At 58.0% G+C, this 17190-nt stretch carries 14 protein-coding genes and 1 pseudogene; 3 read left to right on the plus strand and 12 right to left on the minus strand.

The genetic code is table 11. The features are described 5' to 3' along the window. Nucleotides 1-66 precede the first annotated feature (66 nt). Genes moaA through JQ597_RS04285 form a run of 3 tightly spaced genes read left to right on the plus strand, consistent with a single transcriptional unit; the run spans nt 67 to nt 2768 of the window. On the plus strand, nt 67-1074 hold the full coding sequence (gene moaA, locus JQ597_RS04275; protein WP_212263006.1) for a GTP 3',8-cyclase MoaA: 1008 nt from the start codon (nt 67-69) through the stop codon (nt 1072-1074). Between the two features lie 28 nt (nt 1075-1102). After that, nucleotides 1103-1408, plus strand: a complete 306-nt coding sequence (locus JQ597_RS04280; RefSeq protein WP_212263007.1) for a 4Fe-4S dicluster domain-containing protein — start codon at nt 1103-1105, stop codon at nt 1406-1408. Between the two features lie 31 nt (nt 1409-1439). Further along, on the plus strand, nt 1440-2768 hold the full coding sequence (locus tag JQ597_RS04285; protein WP_212263008.1) for a ferredoxin--NADP reductase domain-containing protein: 1329 nt from the start codon (nt 1440-1442) through the stop codon (nt 2766-2768). Nucleotides 2769-2891: 123 nt separating this feature from the next. Here JQ597_RS04285 and JQ597_RS04290 read toward each other — a convergent pair whose 3' ends face one another. The 12 genes and pseudogenes from JQ597_RS04290 to JQ597_RS04345 form a co-directional block, all read right to left on the minus strand. Then, nucleotides 2892-3260, minus strand: a complete 369-nt coding sequence (locus JQ597_RS04290; protein ID WP_212263009.1) for a nuclear transport factor 2 family protein — start codon at nt 3258-3260, stop codon at nt 2892-2894. 220 nt (nt 3261-3480) lie between these two features. Beyond that, nucleotides 3481-4953, minus strand: coding sequence for a MocR-like pyridoxine biosynthesis transcription factor PdxR (gene pdxR, locus JQ597_RS04295; RefSeq protein ID WP_212263010.1), 1473 nt, complete (start codon nt 4951-4953; stop codon nt 3481-3483). A gap of 101 nt (nt 4954-5054) precedes the next feature. Beyond that, on the minus strand, nt 5055-6692 hold the full coding sequence (locus JQ597_RS04300) for a GMC family oxidoreductase (RefSeq protein ID WP_212263011.1): 1638 nt from the start codon (nt 6690-6692) through the stop codon (nt 5055-5057). A 54-nt stretch (nt 6693-6746) separates the two neighbouring features. Further along, complete coding sequence (locus JQ597_RS04305; protein WP_212263236.1) at nt 6747-7523, minus strand: enoyl-CoA hydratase; 777 nt, start codon at nt 7521-7523, stop codon at nt 6747-6749. 110 nt (nt 7524-7633) lie between these two features. After that, on the minus strand, nt 7634-8899 hold the full coding sequence (locus JQ597_RS04310) for a CaiB/BaiF CoA transferase family protein (protein WP_212263012.1): 1266 nt from the start codon (nt 8897-8899) through the stop codon (nt 7634-7636). 57 nt (nt 8900-8956) lie between these two features. Further along, complete coding sequence (locus JQ597_RS04315; protein WP_212263013.1) at nt 8957-9757, minus strand: FAD binding domain-containing protein; 801 nt, start codon at nt 9755-9757, stop codon at nt 8957-8959. Between the two features lie 59 nt (nt 9758-9816). Further along, nucleotides 9817-12165, minus strand: coding sequence for a xanthine dehydrogenase family protein molybdopterin-binding subunit (locus JQ597_RS04320; protein WP_212263014.1), 2349 nt, complete (start codon nt 12163-12165; stop codon nt 9817-9819). Nucleotides 12166-12270: 105 nt separating this feature from the next. Then, the gene (locus JQ597_RS04325) at nt 12271-12768 is read right to left on the minus strand and encodes a (2Fe-2S)-binding protein (RefSeq protein WP_212263015.1); all 498 of its coding nucleotides are present in this window, start codon (nt 12766-12768) and stop codon (nt 12271-12273) included. Nucleotides 12769-12817: 49 nt separating this feature from the next. Beyond that, on the minus strand, nt 12818-13450 hold the full coding sequence (gene acuR, locus JQ597_RS04330; RefSeq protein ID WP_249135779.1) for an acrylate utilization transcriptional regulator AcuR: 633 nt from the start codon (nt 13448-13450) through the stop codon (nt 12818-12820). Nucleotides 13451-13847: 397 nt separating this feature from the next. After that, nucleotides 13848-14555: an SDR family NAD(P)-dependent oxidoreductase gene (locus tag JQ597_RS04335; RefSeq protein WP_212263016.1), complete on the minus strand. Its 708-nt coding sequence runs from the start codon at nt 14553-14555 to the stop codon at nt 13848-13850. A 643-nt stretch (nt 14556-15198) separates the two neighbouring features. Further along, nucleotides 15199-15390, minus strand: a pseudogene (locus JQ597_RS38435) (sodium:solute symporter family transporter); the annotation flags it as partial. Nucleotides 15391-16241: 851 nt separating this feature from the next. After that, nucleotides 16242-17165: a LysR family transcriptional regulator gene (locus JQ597_RS04345; RefSeq protein WP_212263017.1), complete on the minus strand. Its 924-nt coding sequence runs from the start codon at nt 17163-17165 to the stop codon at nt 16242-16244. Nucleotides 17166-17190 lie beyond the last annotated feature (25 nt).

Here is a 17190-nt window from a genome sequence, read left to right on the forward strand (position 1 = left end):
GGGCGGAGCCGGAATTATCGTGTCAAAGGACGCCGGTCCACGCGGAGACGGCGAGCGGGAAAAACAATGTTGTTGGCCAAGTCCTCTCCGAATGCACAGCCACTCCTCACCGACAATTTCGGCCGATCGATCGAGTACTTACGTATCTCTGTGACAGATCGGTGCGACCTGAGGTGCACCTACTGCATCCCCAAGGGCTTCCGAAACTTCAACGAACCCGCATCGTGGCTTACCTTCGAGGAGATTACGCGACTCGTCTCGGTGATGGCGCATAACGGACTGAGGCGCGTCCGTCTGACCGGCGGCGAACCGCTGCTACGCCGGAACTTACCATCCTTGGTCCGGCGCCTCGCTCAGATCGATGAGATTACCGACATCTCGCTGAGCACAAACGGTACCAGGCTCGCCGCATTGGCTGCAGAATTGCGGGATGCCGGCGTCTCGCGAATCAACGTCAGCTTGGACACCTTGAAGGCCGAACGGAACGAAGCCCTGAACGGGCGTGACGTCTTTCGCCAGGTTCTAGATGGATTGCTGGCAGCAAAGAAAGCCGGCTTCCATCCGATCAAGATCAACATGGTCGCGCTAAAGGGGCAAAACGACAGCGAGATCGACGACATGGTAGAGTTCTGCGCCGGGCACGGCTTCGTGCTGAGGCTTATCGAAGCCATGCCAATGGGCGTGACGGGACGAAATGCGAGCCATCTCGATCTCCAGCCCGTCCGCGAGCGGCTCAAACAAAAGCACGGACTGGTCGAATCGCGAATCGAGGGCGGCGGACCCGCACGCTACCTTGCGTCGAAGGACGGTAGAGTTCGCATAGGATTTATAACCCCAATCTCCGAGCACTTCTGTGCGACCTGCAATCGCGTGCGTCTTGCCGTCAATGGCACGATGTATCTCTGTCTCGGACAGAATGAGAAATTTGAATTCGCACCGCTCTTGCGGGGCGGCGCGTCAGATGCGCAGCTCCTGACGGCACTCGCAGACGCGATGGCTCTCAAGCCGGAGCGTCATGAGTTCCTGGAAAAGCCCGATCAGATCGGGCGGATTATGTCCGTAACTGGCGGCTGAGCACCGCTTCGAACAGAAGGCCAACGCCGTGCCCCATATCGTAACCCAAAATTGCGATGAATGCCGCTTCACGGACTGCGTCACAGTATGTCCCGTCGCATGCTTTCACGGCGACGAACGTCGCGTCTATATCGACCCGGTGGCCTGCGTTGATTGCGGCGCATGCATCCCAGCTTGTCCGGTCGGAGCTATCGTCGAAAGCAACGACTTGGAAGATAGCCAAATGAGCTGGATTGAAACCAACGCAGTGCGCGCGGCAGAGACGCCCGTGATCCGCTCTAAACAGACACCTTTGCCAGGTGCGGAGGCCAGACGGGCAGTCCTGGGGAATTGAAAGACACACTACCGGGACAAGGACCGCAATCATGAACTATCCAATGCGCGTGGCGATCGTTGGCAGTGGTCCAAGCGGCTTTTATGCCACCGAGGCGCTTCTTACTGCGGGGATCGACGTCGAAGTCGATATGTTCGAACGCCTCCCAACGCCATTTGGTCTCGTCCGCCACGGAGTAGCTCCCGATCATCCGAAGTTGAAATCGATAGTCGCCACGTACGAAAGCATTGCAGCAGATACCCGCTTCTCGTTTTTTGGCAACGTCGAAATCGGCAAGCAGATCGAGATAACCGACTTATTGCGATGCTACCATTCCGCCATCATCGCCGTTGGGGCGGCAAGCGACCGCAAGCTCGGGATACCGGCCGAACACCTACCAGGGGTTCATGGCGCCACTGCATTCGTCGGCTGGTACAACGGCCATCCCGATTTTCGCGACTTGCATTTCGACTTTTCGCATGAAGCTGCCGTAGTCATCGGCCACGGCAACGTGGCAATCGACGTCTGTCGAATACTGCTGAAGCCGGTGGATGATCTCCGCCACACGGACATCGCCCAGCATGCCTTGGAAGCACTGTCCCAAAGCCGCGTTAGAGAGGTTCATCTAATCGGACGTCGTGATCCATCCCAGGCTAAGTTCAGTCCAAAGGAGCTTCGCGAACTGACTGAGCTGGACAATTGCACGGTGTCAGTCGACCCGACTGATCTTGCCGACCATCACAACGATGGCCTGACCCGCGGATCGACCCCCGCCAAAAACATCGAGATCCTACGCTCCACGTTGACTACCCGCCGCGGATCCGGCCGGCGTTGCCTGATCGGTTTCAACATGAAGCCTGTTGAGATTTGCGGATCGGACCGAGTGGAAGCAGTGCGTTTCTTGCGCACGCGCTGTTCGATGAGTGCATCTTCAACAGCGCCAAAAGTCAAAATTCCCGCTGGATTGGTCATTCGGAGCATCGGATACCAAGGCTCGCCTCTACCAGGCGTGCCGTTTGACAATCAGTCAAAAACCATTCCGCACATGGAGGGACGAGTTCAGTTCAACGGGGAAAGTGAACTCCCGGTTTACGTGACTGGTTGGATCAAACGAGGGCCCACCGGAATCATTGGCACGAACCGGGCCGACAGTCTTGCTACGGTTCAACGGTTGCTCGAGGATAGACCGTCTTTTTATTTCGGGCCCAAACCCGGCTTCGACGGCCTCAAGTCACAGATCGTAGATCATGCCACGAATTCGATCTCGTTCGACAAATGGCGCAACATCGACGCGGCAGAACGGGTCCGCGGCGAGGCCCTGGGAAAGCCCCGAGAGAAATTTACGAAAATCGAAGATATGTTACGAGCTGCTGGTCGCTGAGAAATTACAACGCAACGCACTCGGAACAGATGGACAAAAAGACGCTGGACCATCCGGGATACCCGTCAGATCCAGCGCAAGTACTGGCCAGTCGCCCGAGGGAGGAAACAATGGCGGGCCAGATTAGGCGTGGAGATGGAAAACCTTATTGATGATCTTCCACTCGCCGTCGACCTTTAGAACGGTGAAGAAGTCCGAGAACCGATACCCGGCCCAGTTGTCCGACTCCACACGCACGGAGGCGATCGTTCCAGCGATGTCGATGGTGACGACCTTGCCCACGATGTCAGGTGCTGGGCCTGTTTTGTCGGTCCAGTCAAACAGGGTCTGGATCGGTCCCGCCCAGAGATCAGGACCGACGTAGCCGTAAATCGCCGCATCCTTGTGAAAGGCAGGCTTCATCAGCGCGCCTTTCCCGTTCTTGGCTCCATCCAGGTAGTGCTGAACGGTTTGGCCGATAGCTTTGTAGTCCGAGATCTGATTGGCGGTCACCTTTGAACTCCGTATGCAGCTCGTCTCCGGCGACAATCGGCAAGCTGCAAAGGACGATCGAATACATCGATGCGGGCCTTACCGAGCTTGCGGTCTCCATGAAGCAGGAGACCCCGGAGCGGGACTTCAGATACCGCAAGCTGCCGGACTAGCCGAGAACCGGTCACCAGCTTAGTGATGGTGCCGGTTCTGCCATCGGGTGATCGCACCCGCGCTCGCCTCACCCACAACTTTCTGCGATCAACTGCACGGCAGGGCCGATGGCCGCGGGCTTCATGGAGGCAAAGCCGAGTAGAACGTACCTGTCCCAATCATCCAGATAGTCCGCATCCGCGATCGTCCGGTCTTTCAGGGTGTAGATTGCCACTCGATTTCTGAGCGCTCTCTCCTGCAGTTCCGCTGCATGGGGAAACTCGTCGGGGATCCGCCATACGATATGCGTCCCCGAGTTCATGCCCCTAAGATCCGGCCGACCGAAATGTCGCCGAAGTTGATCTGCGAGACAGTCCCGGCGTTCCAGATATGCGCGACGCAAACATCGGAGATGGTTGTCGAAGCCTCCGCTTCCGATGAAATCGGTCAGCACTGCTTGATCGAGCCACGGCACACCATAACAGGGAAATCCGTAGTCTAGGAGGGATACGGACTGTATAGCCGCGTCCACCAGGTTCGGCGGCAGCACCATGTAGCCGATCCGCAGACCAGGACCGATCGACGTGGCGAAAGATCCCGCGTAGATTACACGTTCGTTCTTATCCAATGTTTGAAGGGCCGGTTGAGGCGACCCCTCGTATCGAAAATCGCTGTCGAAATCGGCTTCGAGAACATATGCTCCAAACTTGGCTGCCCATTCGACGAGCGCAATCCGCCGATGATTCGGCAATGCTCCACCCATCGGAAACTGTCTTGCAGGTGTAACGAAGGCGACCCCACCCTCAACTTGAGGCAAGTATTCTACAATGAGCCCCTCATGATCGACCGTCGCTGGATGGATCTTTCCGCCGTAGCTCTTGAACAAATCCGCCGTTGAGCTGCATCCGGGCGCCTCCATCACAACAGGCGTACCATCCTGCACGCAAAGTCGCGCGACGATGTTAAGGGCCTGTTGAATTCCCGTAACAATAACGATCTGATCCGGGCTCGCCATGATGCCGCGAGATGCCGCTAGGTACCGGGACAGGACTTCGCGCAAATGACGTGATCCGTTGGGCGCCCCGTTGTCCGTCAGGTTGAAGTGAGAAGATTGCATGTGACGGGTCGTGAGGCGTCGCCATACATTGCGCGGAAACAGATCGGGATCGTTACTTTCAAGCTCAAAATCGAACCTTGGCGACACGATCTCGGACCTGGCGGAGGCGTGTGCTGTCATCACCCGAGCGCGTAGCGCGACCGAGCGTTTCGCCGAACCGCTAACCTTGGCCTCACCTACGAACTGATGCTTCTCTGGCGAGACTTGGCTGACGTATGTTCCGGCCCCCTCCCTGGTTTCCACGTAGCCTTGCGCGAGGAGGCTCTCGTAAGAGAGAAGAACGGTGTTCCTGGAGATACCGATCTGTTCGCTTAGTGCACGGGTACCAGGCAGCCGCTCGCCGGGTCTGAAGCGCCCACTCATGATCGACGCTTTGATCTGCTCGATCAGTTGGGCTTGCAAGGAGACCCCCGTATTCGGGTTGATATCCAAGGAAATCTGCATGTGATCCTCCCTTTTAGTCGATAGTGTCAGTCCGACTACTCCATATTCCGGTTTGCAAAAGCCATACCAACGCGTGTCAGGGGTAAGATAGGCCGCCCCGCTTACCTCCGCGAATCCTCGAGCAGCATTCTCGAACCCATTTCTGCGATCATGGCCGTCGGAGTGTTCGTATTCCCCGACGTTATGGTCGGCATCACGGACGCGTCGATCACCCGCAGCCCGACGATACCATGGACTCGCAGGCGCTCGTCGACGACTGCCAAGGAATCGCTGGCCAATCCCATCTTGGCGGTCCCCACCGGGTGGAATATCGTCGTCCCGATCTCCCCGGCGGCCCGGGCCAGCGAGGTATCGTCGTCTCCGACCGATTTTCCAGGCAGGTACTCATCCGGTCGATACGGCTCCAAGGCTGCTTGCGCCATCAAGCGGCGGGTGACCCGAATTGCGTCGGCTGCCACCTTGCGATCGTCGTCGGTTGAAAGGTAATTTGGCGCTATAAGAGGCGCTTGATCTGGCTCGGCGGATCGTAGGTGCACGATCCCCCGCGATGATGGGCGTAGATTGCAGGCGCTCACAGTAACCGCCGGAAAGCGGTGCAGCGGTTCGCCGAATTTGTCGAGCGACAGCGGTTGGGCATGAAATTGAATGTTGGCGCGCTCACGTCCGGGATCCGAACGGGTAAATATCCCGAGCTGCGAGGGCGCCATGGTCAGGGGGCCCCGCCTGCGCAACGCATAGTCGACAGCCATTAGCCCCCGCCGGGGCAACGAGTAATAAGTCTCGTTGAGCGTCTTGACACCCTGAACCTTGTAGATGGCTCGCTGCTGCAGATGATCTTGGAGATTGCGCCCCACGCCGCGCCGGTCTGACACGACTTCTATTCCCAGTGGCGTTAGCCAATCGGCCGGTCCGATGCCGGAACGCTGTAAAATGGCGGGCGATCCAATCGAGCCTGCGCTGAGAATCACTTCGCCCCGCGTCCGCGCTTCGAACGACTTTCCATCTTTGATGTATCTCACGCCAACAGCCCGCCCGTCCTCAATGACGAGGCGATCCACCAGCACCTTGGTCTCCACGTGTAAGTTGGGCCGCCTCATGGCAGGCTTTAGAAATCCACGGGCGGACGACCATCGGCGGCCTCGTTTTTGGTTTACGTGAAAGTAGCCGACGCCTTCGTTGTCACCTGTATTGAAATCCGGGATTTTCGGGATGCCCATCTGGACTGCCGCGTCACCGACGGAGTCGAGTATCTTCCATGAAAGGCGGGGAGCCTCGATGCGCCAGCCGCCACCCGTTCCATGATGCTCGCTATCACCGAGGAAGTGATCTTCCAGCGCTCTGAAAGCCGGGAGTACGTCCCTCCAGCTCCATCCCTGCAGTCCAAGCTGCCGCCAATGGTCATAATCAGCTGCCTGGCCACGCATTGAAATCATTGCGTTGATCGCGGACGAGCCACCGATCACTTTACCCCTCGGATAGTTCAAGGAGCGTCCATTGAGCCCCGGCTCCGCTTCGGTCCTGAACATCCAGTCTGACCTCGGATTGCCGATCGCAAAGAGGTATCCTACCGGAATGTGAAACCATATCCAGTTGTCATTGCCGCCCGCTTCGAGCACCAAGACGCGGTTGGCAGGATTCTCCGAGAGCCTATTGGCCAGAATGCACCCGGCAGTTCCAGCCCCGACAATTATGTAGTCACTGCTATCGCTCAGCACGGTGACAGTCACATCGTTCTCCATAAGTCTGCGTCCGCGACCGTGTCACCCGATGGCGACGAACATTGTGCATGGTAGTCACCGGTGCCGAAAAACCGGAGCTCGCTTGTTCACGAAGGCATTCATGCCTTCCTTTTGGCCTTCCGTGGCGAATGCCGCCTGGAACAGGAGGCGTTCATGTCGCAGGCCCTCTGAAAGGGATCCCTCGAACGCTCGGTTCACTGCTTCCTTGGCCATCTTGACCGCCGGCGCGTTGTAGCCGGCAATCGTATGGGCGGCTTCCAGGGCGGTCTGCAGCAAATCCGGACCTGGCACTACCCGCGCAACCATTCCGGCAGCCTTGGCTTCGACGGCCCCGATGGTGCGGCCTGTTAGCACCAAATCCATCGCCAGTGCTTTTCCGACAGAGCGGGCCAGCCGTTGCGAGCCCCCGATACCGGGCAATATACCGAGCTTGATCTCTGGTTGACCAAACTGAGCATCTTCGGAGGCTATGATAAAGTCACAGAGCAGGGCCAGTTCGCAACCACCCCCCAGGGCAAATCCGCTTACCGCTGCGATGATCGGCTTCGAAATAGAGCTAACGTCGTCCCAGGACGCTAGAAAATCACGCATGTAGAAGCTTCCGAACGACTTCTCCGCCATCTCGGCAATATCTGCGCCGGCTGCGAACGCCCGCGAACTACCCGTTATGACGATTGCGCCGATATGATCGTCGGTATCGAAGGACTTCAAGGTCGTCAGCACTTCGACCGCCAACTGACTATTGAGAGCGTTCAGACTTTTGGGCCGGTTTAGCGTTATCAATCCGACGCGCTCTCGACGCTCGACGACGATGGTCTGCGGCTCGGGCATCTTGGCAAGAAGCACCGGTTCGACCGGTGGAAGAAGTGCTGCGTCGCCGCCAGAAATGGATGCGAGGGTGCTGGTCATTTGCCGTTTCCTTCTTTTCATTCTCGTCTTGTTCACTCGGCAGCGCTGAGCATCGGATCCGACAGGTCAGAACCGGCAACCGGTTCTTCCTCAACGGAGGCCGTCGAATAGCCCGCACGGCCTGTCACCAATTTTCTCAGGATGGATTCTCGATGCTGGTTCAGGCCTGGGGCCAAGGCCGCTGACGTGACATCGTTCTCAGGATACCCTCCGATGCGGATCGGGCTACCCGCAGTTCGGATTGTGCGCTCCCCCTCGCCTTTGACCTTGATGATCATGTTGCGGGCCTTGAGCTGCGGGTGATCGAACAGTTTATCAATGGTGTTTATCGGCGAACACGGGACGCCAGCCTCGTTAAGCCGTTCGATCCAATAGTCCATGGGCTGTGTTTTCGTGATCGCTTCGATGGCATCAAGCAGAGACGGCCGGTTTCTGCAGCGAAGATCATTGCTCACGAATAGAGGATCGAGCGCGAGCTTCGGCCTACCGAGTGCGTCGGCCATTAGCATGAACAACGTGTCGTTACCGGCCGCGATAATGAACCGACCGTCCTTGGCGGCGAAACTTTCGAACGGCGCAAGTGATGGGTGACTATCGCCCGTGCGGGTTGGCACCACACCCTCGACATCGAACCTCGCGAGCGCAGTCTCCATCAGGGCCGCTTGACAATCGAGCATGCCGATATCAACCCGCGTTCCTTGAGCGTTTTGGGTACGGCGGTAGAGTGACGCAATGATGCCTATCGTGGCAAACAGCGCAGCACCCAGGTCGCCGAAACTGGTACCGACACGCGCCGGTGGACCGTCGGGCCATCCGGTGAGGCTCATCACTCCTCCCATCGCCTGGACGACCATGTCGTACCCGGGTAAATCGCTGAAAGGACCGGTATGACCGAATCCAGAAATCGACGCATAAACGAGATGGGGGTGCGTTTTGGCGAGGCGGTCCGCGCCGTATCCCAAGCGATCCATGACTCCCGGTCGGAAATTCTCCACAAGCACATCCACTTCGTCGAGGAGCTGCTCTAGAAGATCCCTGTCGCGGGGAGATTTAATGTCGAGGACGATACTTTCCTTGCCCCTATTGAAGCACAGGAAGTATGCGGATTCGCCGTCAACAAAGGGACCGAATGCGCGCGTATCATCCCCAGTGCCGAATTTTTCGACTTTTATGACCCGGGCGCCGAGATCTGCGAGAACCATCGTGCAATACGGACCGGCGAGCACGCGGGAAAAGTCGAGCACCGTGATCCCTTCGAGTGGACCTTTCTTGAGAGATTCAGAATTCGAGACGTGCATGATTTCGCTCCGAAGTGTTCTCGTCCCACGCCAGGTTCTTTACCCTACCTGAGTACGCTATTCGGCAGATTCGACTGCACGCTGAGCCATTACCTTGACCAAGTTGGCGCGGTACTCGGCTGTGCCGTGAATGTCCTCGAGAAGGCCATCCGGTGAGATTTTGACGCTGTCCAATGCTGCGGCGGACCAATTTGCTTTTAGCGCCTTCTCGATCTCGCCGACCCGCATCACGCCGCTCTGCGATGCTCCGGTGGCGACAGCTCGGACGTCGCCACCCTTGGACTGCGCCACGAAGACGCCCGTTAGTGCAAAACGAGACGCGGGATGACGGAACTTCGAATACCCGGCCTTGGCGGCAAGCGGGAACAACACTGCCGTGATCAACTCGCCGTCCTGCAGGGCGGTGGTGAAAATCCCCTTGAAGAAGTCATCAGCAGCGATGTCTCGCTTGTTCGTCCTGATTGTGGCGCCGAGCGCCAGCACGGCTGCCGGAAAGTCCGCCGCAGGATCGTTGTTGGCGATCGAGCCCCCGATGGTACCGCGTGCGCGCACCTGCGGATCGCCGAGCATGGAGGTGAGGCGGGCGATCGCGGGTATCGACTGCTTCACCTGCGTGCTGCTCATGATGTCGTAGTAGGTGGTTGCAGCCTTGATCATAAGTGTGCCGCCGGCGGCTTCGATGCCGATCAACGCCGGAATGCGGCCGATGTCGATCACGTTCGACGGCGCAGCCAGCCTCGATTTCATGACGGGGATCAACGTATGCCCCCCGGCAAGATACTTTCCATCTTCATTCTTCGCGAAGAGCGCGGCCGCCTCATCAATGCTCGATGGACGATGATAAATGGTCTCGTACATGACCTCTCCTTAAAAGTGTTCGTGCTGGGGGGCAGTCTGACCGTAACCACGCACGGACTTCATGCGCGGCCGCTTTGGATTGCATGCCACACGCGATCTGGAGTCGCCGGCATTTCGAGGCTGTTGTTGCCGATCGCATCGGTGATGGCGTTGATCACCGCGGCGGGCGCGCCGATAGCACCGGCTTCACCGCATCCCTTGATTCCGAGCGGATTGCCTGGGCACAGTGTCGTTGTGTGCTGCAGCTTGAACGAAGGAACGTCCTCTGCACGCGGCATCGCGTAGTCCATGTAGGAAGCGGTGACGAGCTGACCACTGTTGTCGTATACGGCCCTCTCAAGCAGCGCCTGACCGATGCCCTGAACAAGACCACCGTGCACCTGGCCCTCGACGATCATGGGATTGATCAAGCGACCGAAGTCGTCCACGGCAACGAAATCCACGAAGCTGGTTTTGCCCGTGGCTGCGTCCACGTCGACTTCGCAAACATAGGTGCCTGACGGAAAGGTAAAGTTGGTAGGGTCGTAAAATGCGCCTTCCTTCAGGCCAGGTTCCATACCGTCCGGCAGGTTGTGGCCCGTGTAAGCCGCCAACGCCACGCTCGCGAGCGGCATCAATCTGTCGGTACCCGTCACCTTGAATGTGCCGTTCTCGATTACGATGTCGCTCTCCGAGGCCTCGAGCTGATGTGCCGCGATCTTCTTTGCCTTGGCCTCGACTTTCTCCATCGCTTTCACGATCGCAGATATTCCTACTGCACCCGATCGCGAACCATAGGTTCCCATCCCGAACTGCACCTTGTCGGTGTCGCCGTGCACGATCTGGATCTGGTTGGCAGGGATACCGAGGCGATCCGCGACAACCTGCGCGAAGGTCGTTTCGTGGCCCTGGCCGTGGCTGTGCGAGCCCGTGAGGACTTCGATGGTGCCAACCGGATTGACCCTGACCTCCGCGCTCTCCCACAGACCGACGCCAGCGCCAAGACTGCCGACCGCTTTTGACGGTGCGATGCCGCAGGCCTCGATGTAGCAAGAGAAGCCGATACCGCGGAGCTTGCCTTCCTTCTTCGCCTTCTCCTTGCGCGCAGGGAATCCGGCGTAATCGATCTCCTTCAGCGCGGCATCGAGCGAGGCATTAAAATCGCCGATGTCATATGCCATGATCACCGGTGTCTGGTGCGGGAACGAGGTGATGAAGTTCTTTCGGCGCAGTTCCGCCGGATCGACCTTGAACGTGCGTGCGGCAGTTTCAATTAGACGCTCTAGCAAATAGCTCGCCTCGGGCCGCCCTGCTCCGCGATAAGCATCGATCGGGGCGGTGTTGGTGTAGACGCCCGTTACTTCCGCGTAGATATTCGGGATGTTGTACTGGCCAGACAGAAGGGTGGCGTAAAGATACGTCGGCACCGAGGATGAGAAGAGTGACATGTAGGCGCCAAAATTGGCGTGTGTGTCGACGCGCAGCGCCAAGATCTTGTGATTCGCGTCGAAGGCCATCGTCGCCTTGGTTAGGTGGTCGCGGCCATGCGCATCCGTGAGAAAAGCCTCGGTGCGGTCCGAAGTCCATTTAACCGGCCGACCAACCTTCTTCGATGCCCAGAGAGCCACCATTTCTTCCGGATAGATGAAGATTTTGGAGCCGAAGCCGCCGCCGACATCCGGGGCGATTACGCGCAGTTTGTGCTCCTGAGCGATGTTGTAGAACGCCGAAAGCACGAGGCGGGCGACATGCGGGTTCTGAGAGGTCGTGTGAAGCGTGAAGTGCTCTTCTGCCTCGTTGTATTCGGCCAGCGCTGCACGCGGCTCCATGGCATTGGGAATCAGACGGTTGTTCTCAAGTTCGAACGTGACCTTGTGGGCCGCCTTCGACATCGCCGCGTCAACCGCCTTGTCATCGCCGATCGACCAATTGAAGACGGCGTTGCCCGCCGCTTCGGGATGGAGCTGTGGCGCTCCCGGCGCGATCGCCGCCTTGATGTCTGCAGCGGCAGGAAGCACTTCATAGTCGACGATGACGGCTTCCGCTCCGTCACGGGCCTGATTGCGCGTCTCGCCGATTACAACGGCTACCGCTTGGCCGACGAACCGCACTGTCTCCGGCGCCATTGCCGGCCAAGCTCCCATTTTCATTGGCGAACCGTCCTTTGAGTGGACCATCCAGCCGCAGATGAGGTTGCCGATCTTGTCATCGACCAATTCCCGGCCAGTGAGCACGGCAAGTACACCGGGCCGACCCATTGCTTCGGAAATATCGATGCCTTTCACCCTTGCGTGCGCGTGCGGGCTGCGAACGAAGTGCGCATAAGTCATGCCATGCACCCGTACGTCGTCGACATAACGGCCCTTGCCTGTGATGAAGCGCTTGTCTTCCTTTCGTGCGAGCCGTGCGCCGATTCCATCCGCTTTCATCGCGTCTCTCCTTGTCGTGCCGGCTTGCGAGGCTGCCCAATCATTGAGCGTTCACGAGGCGCGCCGGCTATTGGTTGAGCTTCAAGTTGCGTATGACGCCGACGATCATTCGGCGGCGCTTGCCATTTCCATGCGGCCGGCGGCGTCGAGCACTGACTTGACGATGTTGTGATATCCGGTGCAGCGGCAGATGTTGCCCTCAAGCTCCTGCCGCACGGTGGCTTCATCCAGCTTACCGCCATGCCGACGCACCATATCCACTGCAGCCATGATCATGCCGGGCGTGCAATACCCGCATTGCAAACCATGGTTGTCCCGAAACGCGGCCTGCATCGGATGAAGTTCGTTGTGCCCGGCAAGCCCTTCGATGGTTGTGACGTTCGAGCCATCAGCCTGACCGACAAGTACGGTGCAGGATTTTACGGCGCGCCCGTCAATGTGTACGGTGCATGCGCCGCACTGGCTGGTGTCACACCCGACGTGGGTACCCGTAAGCCCAAGGTTATCTCGGAGGAGATGAACCAGCAGCGTCCTATCTTCAACGTCGGCTGACACTGCCTTGCCGTTGACCGTCAAGCTGACTTTCCTGGTCACTATAGTCATCCTCCCGCTCCCTTTTATTAGACCGATCGTCTACTAACGTGCAAAAAAACTACTTCCGAAGCATCTGGAAGAACCCATCGGAAAAAATTGTCAAAGGAAGTACGCTGCGTTCGAGTTTCGAACGGAGCACGGCACCTTCCCACCCGATCCAGAAAAACGAGGCCAACTGATCGCAGTCCAAGTGCGATGCAATCTCACCCTGCTCTTGAGCTTCGCGCAAGCATGTCGCTGTACGGTTCTGCCAGTCCTCGAAGACCGCGGTAAGTTGCCGACGGTAGTTCTCGGGTAGAGCCCCCATCTCTTGTCCCAAATTGCCGACCAGACAGCCGCGCGTGAAGGAATATCGCTTCATTCCAGCCTTTGATTCGGCAGTAAAATCCCGAAGACGCTGCAGCGGACGGCTCTTGCCGTTAAGCAGGAACCGATCCAGCCTGCGCGCGAAGTACTCTGCATAGGAGCGAATAAGCTCCGCGCCGAAGATCTCCTTGGATCCGAAGTAATGGTAGAATGACCCCTTCGGTACCGCGACGCTCTGGAGTATCTCCTCGATACCAGTAGCAGAGAAGCCCTTTTCCGTTAATGCGATCACTCCGGCGCGCATCAAGGCATCACGCGTTGCGCTGTAACCCGCTCCGACTTTTGGAGGGCGGCCCCGACGGCGAATAGGCTGAGAAGTCGTCATGATGATTTCATAGACCGATCGGCTAGAAAATGCAAGCCCGGGTGATTTCGGTCCGCTATAGCGAGATGACCGTCGGCGCGGAAAGCGGCCTGTGGCGGAACCTACGGTGCCTTGCGGCGAGACTATCATGCATCGAAGCCGCTGGAAGCGCGTCCGCGACACTCGATACGAATTGATTGGTTGCCGAACCATCATCGCCACTTGTGCGACTCCTACTAAAGACTTGCGGAAAACATGACCACAGGAGATCGACGAATTTGGTCCCCCGCAGCGCCGAAAAACTGTCGAAGCGGAAAGCAGCTAGTTAGACGCACACATCTCAACCTTTACGCCGCAGCGAGCTTTGCCGAAGGAGGCCCTGAACGCAGGATGGTCCGAGCCGGATTCAGCGAAATGTTCAGAAGCCTACGTTCCGCCCGCCGTCTACGTGCAGTATCTCCCCCGTTACGAACGGAGCTGTTTCGAGATACATGATCGCTCCCGCAATGTCCGACACGTCCCCTATCCTGCCGACCGGGTGCAGTGTGGCGAGCAACGCGTGTCTCTCTTCGGGATGCATCGGTGTCTTGATAACTCCCGGGGCGACCGCATTCACCCGAATACCTCTCGATGCGTATTCAATCGCAAGAGAGGTGGTCGCGTAGTTCAATCCGCCCTTTGTCAAGGCTGCAAGAACAGCGGGTAGCTTCGAACTGGGTTGGTCGGCGAGACTAGCCGTGATGTTGACAACGTGGCCACTGCCTCGCTTCAGCATATGCTCGATCGCCCGCTGAGTGAGATAGAAGAAACCCGCGAGGTTAGTACCAAGCACCCGGTTGTAATCTTCGGCCGAGTAGTCGGTGAAAGGCCTTGCAACGAAAACACCGGCGTTGTTCACGAGCGTGTCGATCCGGCCAAACTTGGCAACGGCTTCTGCGACGACCAGGTCCGCGGTTTTCGGATCGGCGATGTCACCGATTATTGTAAGCACGTCCGGATCCCCCGAAGGCTTTATCGATCGTGACGTGGCAACGACGCGATAGCCCTTCCTGCGAAATTCCTTGACCACCTCGGCGCCGATGCCCTGCGACGCGCCGGTTACGATGATAACTTTGTCTTCGGCCATCGGCACCCCGTCATTCCGCTCCTCGGGATTGCGTCTGTTTACCCGCTACCCATGTAGGCCGGCGTAGACGCGGTCAGGTCCACCGACAATAGCCGCCGGCCGGGAGACACTCTTTCGCAACGCGGATGAATGCTGGTCCAATCGGATGGGGCGCCGCTTGCCAGGGCGAGATGAATGTGACTTGAGGAGGGCGTTCCAAGCTCCAGCGAAGCGCGGAGCTAACGGCTGCAGGCTGGGGAAGAACTTGTTCGTGTATCCGTGGACGTTAGACGACTCGCCAGACTTGGTTTCGCTCTTCGACCTAGAAACTACCCAGCAGACGGCGAGCGTGAGGGGGACCGTGAAGAGTGCCGGCGAGTCGTAAAAATCGCAGGACCCAAGTTCAACACTTTGGACCAAATTGTTGACCCCGTCGCAGTCAAAGCAACGGAAGAAATCAGGCCGAACGCGCCTCCGACGATCGCGCCACGTGTCGTGAGCCCGTCCCAGTAAATAGCCAATACCAACTGGGGAAAGTTCGAGCTGACTGCGATGGCCGTGGCGAGCGCAAGGAATTAGGCGACATTTTGTCCTTCGAACGCGAGTGCAAGCATTATTCCGAGCAGGCCCAACGCCATCGCAGCGATTCGCGAGACGTGAAGTCTCATGCCCTCGTTGAGTTGCCGACCAGGCCGGCGACGAGATCACTAGTGGCCGACGAGGCACCCGCTATAACCAATCCGGATGCAACTGCCAGGATGGTGGCGAATGCAACAGCCGAGATAAAGCCGGCCAAAATGCTTCCGCCGACGGCCCTCGCTAGATGGATCGGTGCTAGGTTATTTCCGCCATAGAGCGCACCGCTGGTGGTAGCATAGGCTGGATCGCCACCTGTGGGCCCATCTCAATCATGCTGCGCGTTCTCCTCTTCGTCCCCGGACGCGTAACCACCACGCATCAAGGCCCGCACAACATTCAGGATCACGGACGCAAACCGTGTGAAGATGTTTCACCTTGATGCGACATTGCGACGAATAGGTTCGCGCTTCACAATCAAATCACTGGTGCGGACGTCGATCAGCTGTGCGGGCGGGGACGGGACGCAATTGCCATGTGGATCGTCAACGACGATGTGAGTCCCCATGACGCCCGTCAATGTCGAGTCGGGATTTCCCCACATCACGCGACCTGCTTCGTGATGATTATGTGCAGAGCAGCATCACGATCACGAACAACGAGCAGATAATACCAAGCCCGATGCTCAGAACAAACAACGCGTCTTCCACCTGAGCTGACATCAATTCGTCCATTCGTCCACGCCCTCACCATGTGCGGGCATTTCCATAAGAAACGGAGGAAGAGGTAGGCCGCGTTCCTTGAAATGTTCGACCAGCTGATCCTTCGTGTGTGAACGACCTGCATCGGTGAAGCCAACAACTGCAACGTAACACCAAGACACGAAGGCCAAAATGTCTGCCGTTAGGAAGTCACTCTTCCTGTAGACGGAAGAATGGCGCTCGTAGATGCCGGCGCGTGCCTGCGAAGCACAAGTCAACGCGGCCGGAGGATTCGCAACGCGGCGATTCGCGGTGAGGCATGATTAGCGTGCCCGGCGATGAAAGGAATTTGCAGGACGCGGCTGGTCGCTATCCAGCGCGGATGCTCGCGTGTCCGGGGTGGACAGCTAAGGATTCGCGCCCGCCCCGATCAAGCTTTGCTTGCTTTTCTTAGCGAGGCTGTCCCGCCTCCTGGCGATGCAGATAGTTGCAACGCTCGTTCCATGAAGCAGTGCAGCGCGGACGATACGAATGCATCGCGACGGTGGATGAAAACCGTCATGGCCTTTCCGGATTCGCCGCGAAGGGCGTGCGCGCTTACCTGGCCCGCCTCGGCAAAGGATTTGATGACGGCCCTGGGAAGAAGCGAAATTCCAAGTGACGCTGCAACGCAACCGATGATGCCGTCCAGCGTCCCCATCTCCATCCACCTGATATCGACAGTTCCATGCTGAGCAAGAAGATCCTGGATCCGGCGGCGATACGAACATCCGGCGCGGAATACGATGACCTTTCGCCCGGCCGTTTGCGATAGATATTGCTTGAGCTGAAGGCGCGTTTGAACTGAAGGCGGCGTTACGAGAACGAGTTCTTCCTCCACGATCGGGATCGAGACAATATCCTCATGGACAAGGGGGCCACACACGAACGCACCATCGAGCTTCCGCGCCAGAACCAGGTCAATCAATGCAGAAGTGGGACCGGTCTCGATCTTAATATCAACGTCCGAATATTGGGCAGCGTAACTCCTCAAAATCGGCGGCAAGCGCAAGGCTGCTGTGGTTTCCATCGATCCTATTCTGAGATCACCCCGCGGCCCGGCTTCGGTAACGGCCTTCCGTGCCTCAGTCAGAAGATCCGCAATTCTTGTAGCGTACGGCAAGAGCGTGTTGCCGACGGACGTCAATACGACACCCTTCTTGGAGCGGTAGAAAAGCCGAACGCCGAGTTTCGTTTCCAGGGCCCGGATGTGGGAGGTTACGTTGGACTGCACCGTGTTCAGCTCGGATGCAGCCCGCCCTATCCCACCAGCCACCGCCACCGCTGAAAAGAAAACCAAATCGGTGCTATCCATCTCGGTCATCTCCAATTCAGATGAA

The organism is Bradyrhizobium sp. AUGA SZCCT0177, from assembly GCF_018130125.1.
GTDB lineage: Bacteria > Pseudomonadota > Alphaproteobacteria > Rhizobiales > Xanthobacteraceae > Bradyrhizobium.

What these genes read in the sequence shown, in the direction of transcription:
- moaA (WP_212263006.1), top strand. Translation starts at nt 67, where the DNA reads ATGTTGTTGGCCAAGTCCTCTCCGAATGCACAGCCACTCCTCACCGAC.
- JQ597_RS04285 (WP_212263008.1), top strand. Translation starts at nt 1,440, where the DNA reads ATGAACTATCCAATGCGCGTGGCGATCGTTGGCAGTGGTCCAAGCGGC.
- pdxR (WP_212263010.1), bottom strand. Translation starts at nt 4,953, where the DNA reads ATGCAGATTTCCTTGGATATCAACCCGAATACGGGGGTCTCCTTGCAA.
- JQ597_RS04300 (WP_212263011.1), bottom strand. Translation starts at nt 6,692, where the DNA reads ATGGAGAACGATGTGACTGTCACCGTGCTGAGCGATAGCAGTGACTAC.
- JQ597_RS04305 (WP_212263236.1), bottom strand. Translation starts at nt 7,523, where the DNA reads ATGCCCGAGCCGCAGACCATCGTCGTCGAGCGTCGAGAGCGCGTCGGA.
- JQ597_RS04310 (WP_212263012.1), bottom strand. Translation starts at nt 8,899, where the DNA reads ATGCACGTCTCGAATTCTGAATCTCTCAAGAAAGGTCCACTCGAAGGG.
- JQ597_RS04315 (WP_212263013.1), bottom strand. Translation starts at nt 9,757, where the DNA reads ATGTACGAGACCATTTATCATCGTCCATCGAGCATTGATGAGGCGGCC.
- JQ597_RS04320 (WP_212263014.1), bottom strand. Translation starts at nt 12,165, where the DNA reads ATGAAAGCGGATGGAATCGGCGCACGGCTCGCACGAAAGGAAGACAAG.
- JQ597_RS04325 (WP_212263015.1), bottom strand. Translation starts at nt 12,768, where the DNA reads ATGACTATAGTGACCAGGAAAGTCAGCTTGACGGTCAACGGCAAGGCA.
- acuR (WP_249135779.1), bottom strand. Translation starts at nt 13,450, where the DNA reads ATGACGACTTCTCAGCCTATTCGCCGTCGGGGCCGCCCTCCAAAAGTC.
- JQ597_RS04335 (WP_212263016.1), bottom strand. Translation starts at nt 14,555, where the DNA reads ATGGCCGAAGACAAAGTTATCATCGTAACCGGCGCGTCGCAGGGCATC.
- JQ597_RS04345 (WP_212263017.1), bottom strand. Translation starts at nt 17,165, where the DNA reads ATGGATAGCACCGATTTGGTTTTCTTTTCAGCGGTGGCGGTGGCTGGT.